Origin of the sequence: Bartonella sp. AP21QHHD, from assembly GCF_042196205.1 — a bacterium.
In the GTDB taxonomy this organism is placed as follows: domain Bacteria; phylum Pseudomonadota; class Alphaproteobacteria; order Rhizobiales; family Rhizobiaceae; genus Bartonella.
The window spans coordinates 1-6,295 of record NZ_JBHIPT010000075.1 but is presented as its reverse complement, the minus strand read 5'-3'; the positions used below and the strand labels follow the sequence as shown (position 1 = coordinate 6,295).

8 protein-coding genes are annotated in these 6,295 nt (G+C 39.5%); 1 reads left to right on the top strand and 7 read right to left on the bottom strand.

The window, feature by feature from the left end:
- Positions 1-167 precede the first annotated feature (167 nt).
- The 7 genes from ACFIMC_RS04880 to ACFIMC_RS04850 form a co-directional block, all read right to left on the bottom strand.
- Positions 168-221, bottom strand: a complete 54-nt coding sequence (locus ACFIMC_RS04880) for a hypothetical protein (RefSeq protein ID WP_375638870.1) — start codon at positions 219-221, stop codon at positions 168-170.
- Positions 222-247: 26 nt separating this feature from the next.
- Positions 248-586, bottom strand: a complete 339-nt coding sequence (locus tag ACFIMC_RS04875; RefSeq protein ID WP_375638868.1) for a hypothetical protein — start codon at positions 584-586, stop codon at positions 248-250.
- 288 nt (positions 587-874) lie between these two features.
- Entirely contained in the window at positions 875-2,029 is a 1,155-nt protein-coding gene (locus ACFIMC_RS04870) for an MFS transporter (RefSeq protein WP_375680780.1), read from the bottom strand.
- 531 nt (positions 2,030-2,560) lie between these two features.
- Positions 2,561-3,463: a DUF2087 domain-containing protein gene (locus tag ACFIMC_RS04865; protein WP_375680779.1), complete on the bottom strand. Its 903-nt coding sequence runs from the start codon at positions 3,461-3,463 to the stop codon at positions 2,561-2,563.
- Between the two features lie 33 nt (positions 3,464-3,496).
- Positions 3,497-3,799 carry a hypothetical protein gene (locus tag ACFIMC_RS04860; RefSeq protein WP_375680778.1) on the bottom strand — a complete coding sequence of 101 codons (303 nt, stop codon included), beginning with the start codon at positions 3,797-3,799 and terminating at the stop codon, positions 3,497-3,499.
- A 10-nt stretch (positions 3,800-3,809) separates the two neighbouring features.
- Complete coding sequence (locus ACFIMC_RS04855) at positions 3,810-4,484, bottom strand: hypothetical protein (RefSeq protein WP_375612578.1); 675 nt, start codon at positions 4,482-4,484, stop codon at positions 3,810-3,812.
- A 216-nt stretch (positions 4,485-4,700) separates the two neighbouring features.
- Positions 4,701-5,894: an MFS transporter gene (locus ACFIMC_RS04850; protein WP_375672167.1), complete on the bottom strand. Its 1,194-nt coding sequence runs from the start codon at positions 5,892-5,894 to the stop codon at positions 4,701-4,703.
- A 202-nt stretch (positions 5,895-6,096) separates the two neighbouring features.
- On the opposite strand from ACFIMC_RS04850, the gene ACFIMC_RS04845 reads away from it, so the two are divergent.
- On the top strand, positions 6,097-6,295 hold a 199-nt coding region (locus tag ACFIMC_RS04845; RefSeq protein WP_375680776.1), incomplete at its 3' end, for a hypothetical protein.

Genomic DNA, 6,295 nt, shown 5'->3' with positions numbered 1-6,295 from the left:
ATCTGCCAACTTTTTGTAACAAAAAAACTGCAAACAATTCATTGAACTCCAAACTATCTATATCACTAAATACTAAGGGGGGCGCATAGCTGGCCTAAACTCTCTTTACAGAAAACAAAAAAACAAAACGCTGCATAAGAAAAACTCAAATGCTTGAATTTTTTCTTTCAACGTATGCGCTGATATTTGCTTGCATATCGTCTTAAAAATCCATTTTCCACCAAGATTCGTCTTAATCTCGCAAAATCTAAAGTAAAAAGGCTACATATTTTTTATGTTTCCGTTTCGCGATAGTTTTTCCTATTTGAAATGCTTCTGCAATTTTTGTAAGTATATCTTCTGTTTCTAAATGGTGATCGCTAAAAATTTCCATATTTCGTACATTTTTATCTTCTAGCGCTTGCCATAATTTATCGATTGCTTGAAATCCCTCTGTTGTGTTTTGAATAAGACCAAGGTTTAAAAGGCGATTAATAGATTTGTGAATGTTTTTGGTCTCTGAATTGACAAGTTTGAGGATATCAGAAAGAATTTTAGCACCAAGTATAATAACAGTATAGACAGCGCGTAGTGTCGGTGAGGTCATGGCAGAAATGAGCAAATTATAAGAAAAATGATTTGGCTGTGTTGCACATGGATATCAATAGAATATTATTCGTGCAGAATGTAGCTACCTTACGCTTGTCTATCTCATAATCCTTTAAGCTATGAGACAATTTGCAACGGCGTTTACAGAGCAATCTTTAAAGACAGTTTCGAGCTTCTTTGCCGCAGAGTGTGTTACAAAATCATAATTGAGCCATTTATGGCGAAGTGTTTTGAGTGCTCTTGTTGTGCCACCGGTTGCAAAAACTATATGTGATATGGAAGCTGCTTATTTTTTCGTTTGCATGAGGCAAAGGCAAGAAGCAAAGGCGGAGGCACCAACAATCATGCAAAAGGTGAAAGCGATATGATTGTTGAAATGGCTGATAATCCATCCACTTGTCCATGAGCCGGCGGCTTGGCCAATATTTGAAATAACAAGAATATAACTGAAAAGAACACTGGCAGAGAGGGATGTAGTTGTTTTCCCTGCTTGATAGTATATTTCTGGAATCATGACAGATTCATAGACACTGTAGGCAATTAATGCAGTCACAGCGGTAAAGACCCCACCCATGAGGAAAAATGAGGAGAAACTTCCCATAAGCCATAATAGGTAGAAAGTTGATTTATCGGAAAGGCTGAGATGTTTATTGATTATTCCTTGCCAGATACAAATACTGATGCCAACAATTGAAAAGAAAATTCCACTATAAGGGGCGAGATTGCTGTCAAATTTACTGAGAAGTGTTGTGGTGGTGATGAAAATTCCCATGAGGTATGCACAAAGCAAAGCCGTGACCAGTAAATAAGCAATAGAACGATTATGTATTATTGTTTTTAAAGAAGAAAGAAGAGCTTTTTTTGTTTTTTTATTCTTTTCAAGAGATAATGTTTTATGCGGGTAATGATAAACAATTTGAATGGATAGAACACAAAGATACAAACCAATGAGTGCAAAAAAAGCCATTAAGAAGGTTGATGCGTTGTATTTTATGGCACTCGTTGCAACAAGAGGGGCGATAACGACAGCAGCATTTTGAAAAAAAGAATAGAGAGTTAATGCGCGTTTAAGAGCATTTTCATTGAGATGTTCTGATAAAATTTCTCTCAAAAATGGCTTTGAAATTGCTTTCGAAAAAGCCATTAAGGTAAAAAAGATCAACCATGCAGAAGGTGTGAGCGATAGGATAATGCACACAAAAGCGCTACTCCTTAAAATAAAGGCGGTAGCCATTAAGAGTTTACGCGAAAATCTTTCTAATAAACCTGTTGTGGTTACCATGAGAATGCTTTCAAGGATTACCGATCCAGCGAGATAAAAAGCAACATTGGCAGCAGTTATGAGAGAAGAGTTTCCAAGCAGAGGGAGTACAAAGAAAAAGGAAAATTCAGAAAGGAAAACTGTGCTATAGATGAAAAAAGGAATTTTATTTTTGCCCATGGAATTTCCATAGAAGTGTTGTTAAATGATCAAAGACATTTTGTTGTATCTTTTGAGGAAGTTTTGCCAGCCCTATTTCTGCTGTGCACATTTCGTTGAAATAGTATCTTTCTTGATTCACTAGCCAGTCCAATGCAAGAATATTGTTTTTTCTACGATGTTTTTAGAAATATCGAGCATGATTTGGATTGAGCAACAACACTGTGCCCAGATGTTCGCGCAACAATCGTAAGATCATTGAGACCTTGATCCTATATCTTCTCCTGATGGTTTTGACTATTTCTAATTCTTTTTGATAACCACCCAATCCTTTTTGATAACCAATTGGCATCCCGCACTCTTGTTCCTCCCCATTGCATCTCTTGCGAAGAGGGCACGCTAATCTCATCTCCATAGATTGTCAACATATGAATGGGATGAATGATTTTGTAACCTTTTAATGAAATTATATTTTTTTAGTGGAAGGTTATTCATTCTCTTGAAATAGAGAAGAAAAACGATAGCGTTCGCTAATCATTTTTCAATTCTCTTTTAGCGCATGCGTTGATATTTTCCTCCATGGCGTTGTAAAAAACCTCTCTCAACAAGAGTGCGTCGTAATCGGGCAAAGTCTATCGTAAAGAGGTTGCATATCTTGGAAACTTCCGTTTCGCTATAGATTTTTTCCTTCTGAAAGGCTTCACCAATTTTTGATAGCATCTCTTCTGTTTCTAAATGGCGGTCGCTTAAATTTTCCCTATTCCGCTCATGTTTATTTTCTAGCATTTTCCACACTGTCTCTTCGGCTTGAAATCCTTCTGTTGTGTTGTGAATAAGTCCGAGATTCAAAAGGCGATTGATGGATTTGTGAATGTTTTTGGCATCTGAATCGACATGTTTGAGGATATCAGTAAGATTTTTTGCACCAAGGATAATGGCGGCATAAACAGTACGCAGTGTCGGTGACGTCATGGCAGAGATCAGTGAATTGCGGGTATTGCGTTTGTGAAGGGTTTCTTTCCCCATGGGCAAAAGATCATTGCGAATGGGCAGTTCATTGATTTCTATGAGTTCTGCTTGTAGCGATTGTGCGCGTACAATTTGTTCGGCAGAGGTGCGTTTGCGAATAATCCCCAGACCACCTTGGCGATATTTGTGGTTTTCGGGGAGTGTTAAAGCTTCATAGGAGCCATCAAGCCGGTAGAGAATTTCTTCCCAGATGGGAGTTCTAACACGTCGAACCCGTTGTTCGCCATTGAGAGCAATTGTTGTTGTTATGGTTGGTTCATGCAGAAAAAGATAACCACCCGCGGTGATGTGTTCCCAAAGGGTTATAACAAATCGCACGTCATCTGCGGGCGTTCCAGCATCAAGCCAAGCAAAATCTATTGGTCCCCAAGATTTGAGGGTGCTTTCATCAAGAGAGAAAAAATTCTCATGGATAAATGTTACCATGTTTTTTTCAATACCGTCTTGAAGCAGTTTTTGCTATGCTTCTTCTGCTGATTGACCTTCGACTGTAAAATCATCAATGGTGATAAGCCGAGGTTCGTAATTCTCAAGGATTCCTGAAGGATCAAGCAAAGCTGTACGCTCTTCCCAGGTAGAAGATTCTAAAAGTTTTTTATCTTGTTGCCATGCTTGTTTTGCTTTTTGCAGTGCTTTAGCAATCAAGCGCGTACTATCACCAGCACCGATTTCAATGACTGTGCGCGGTCTTGCCATTTGAATAAGCGCATAAATGAGCTGTGCACTATTTTCTGTTCCCATGCCAGGTCTTATCAGCTGCATCTTTTTATCCTTATAATTTTACCAATCGTAGCATTCCTGCTTTTACAAAAAATTTTATTGAATCCTCTATAGGGTGTTGAATGTGCATTGGTGTGGTGGCTTGCTTCAAGAGATGTTTTGTTTTTTCATGAAGCCGGATTGTACGCCCATTGAGTTGATTAATGGCAAGACTGCCAAGAGAAGAATCTATGATAATACATGTTGGCTCTCGTAAAAGAGCGGTTGCATCATTTTCTGAAAATGCTTTTTGATCTGTTTCGATGAGACCGTGTTGTAAAAGTGATATCAAAAGACTTCCAGAGGCAAGAAGAGTATCATTGAATTGTATTTCCCTCAGTGATTGGACAAGGCAGCCTTCACGAAGTGCTTCAAATGTGGGAAAGTCGAATCCGCCAAATGCCGCTCCTTTTGTAGAAACAATGGTGATGGGTTGTATTTGCCGTTTGCCAATGAGTGCTGGTTTGTTTTTTATTATTTGTACATCTTTTGCCCATTGAACGCGTGATAAAGGATTGAGTTCACTTGGGTAGACAGCGAAAGAATTGATGGCTATGGGCGGCGTTGGTTTTTGCAATTCAAGTGTGTGGGAGCTCTCATGACAATCATGTCGCATATAGTCTGCCAGTTGCCACACATAGCCGCCTGTTCCATTGTAAAAGTTTAAGCCTATAGGATCTTGTTGCATGATGTTATCGTTTTTTTTTACTTTAAAATATCAAGCTTTGGGGAGGGTTGTTAGTTGCTCTACATTAAAGAGTGGTTTATCAAAGTCCTATTGGGTTGGTATGGGGTTGCATGGGATACAACGATTTGATAGGGATTTTATTGAAATTTGATTGGGTGGTGATTGTCATGCCATTTTTGGGTTTGGTTTGCTTGAGAGCAAAGATAGCAAAGTTCGTTAACCATTATCATATTCCTTTTTTTGCATAGTGCGGTTTATGATAAAGCCTAATATGCCTGTGATCATGGTGGCGATGCCAATGATAAACAGTGTGCTTTGGGTGTGATGCACTTTTACAAAACCGGCTCCTAGAAAGCCAAGGCACACCGCTGTTTGTATGATAAAGATATAGGCAGGCATTTGGTTGTTTCGGTGTTCTTTCTGAATGGCTTTCATCATAAAACTTGCCATCAGAGCATTTTGCACGCCGTTAGCACCCCCAAGGATGAAAAATGACAGCATCATCAACCATACAATATGTGTTAAGGAAAAGCAGAAAATTGCAAAACCAATTATTGTAGCGGCAAGTGATGCACCAGCGGCATTGCCAAAGCGATGAAAAAGGCTGGAGAAACAGAGTGGACCAACCACGAGGCCAAGACTTAACATGCTTGTGATTATCCCATAGGTTTCTGCACTGAAGTACAGCTCAGTGCGGATGCGGACAATCGATAAGACGTTGAGAGCAGAGGTGAGGATGATGGTAATGATGAGGGGAGAAAGAGCATAGACAACATTTTTTTTACGCAAGAGACCCGTTAAATCTAGCCCTTTTTTGCTGTTTTGCGTTGTGTTTGTTGTTGGCGTATGAATTTTTAAACTTTTAAAACAGAAGAGAGTGATAAAGGTTGCACAGAGAACCATGATGGATAGTGCAAAGAGCCCTTTTTGCCCGTTTGATATTCCATACAACACGCCCCCTAACAGTGGTCCTGCAATATAGCCAAGATTACGGACTGTTTGGATAATGCGGTTGATACGGTCTAGTTGCTGATCATTGGTTGCAAATTCTGGGACGGAAACGAGGATAGCGGACCAAAAGAGTGAACCAGCACAACCTAGTGCGAAAGAAAGTGCAATGTAAACCCAAAATTGGTTGGCGATTGCGGCAACAGCTATGAAAAGTGCTTCAAACAATAAAACAATGGGTACTGTTCGCGCTGGTTGGAAGCGATGTAAGAGATGTGGTGCAATGGGGCCTGCACAAATTGCCCCGACAAGCCCTGCAAACAGCAGCATTGAAATAGATGCTGTGCTTTCTGCTAAGTGGAGAGCAAATGTAACTTGTGCTGTTTCATCGGCAAAGCTGCTAAAGCCCAAAACAAGGAAAAGCCCCATTTGGGTGACAATCATGGATTTTTTCTTTGTCACAATGCTCCTCCCCAAGAGGTTATAAGGTACAATTTTCTTCTACGTGTTTATGGTATATCCCATGCTTTGTATAGTTTTTCTTGATGATCAGTTGAGAAAGGAAGTTTTCAGAGCTCTTTTCCAAAACAAGAACAATGCCTATTGGCAGCGATGAGCAACTCCTTATGTTTTTTTTAAGGGGAGTATTAAGGATGATGGGCTGGTGAAGTTGTCTGATATGAGAGACAATGATACAAAAAGACAATCAGAAAATTTTGCAAAAAAGCTGCACTATGCGTGCAGCTTTTTATGTATTTGCTTTAAAGGAAGACAGGTAGACGTTTTAAAGCATGAAAGTGTCCTTACGGCTTCTATAACCATAATAGCCAAAAACACTGGAAATAATGGCGCCTACCAGACTT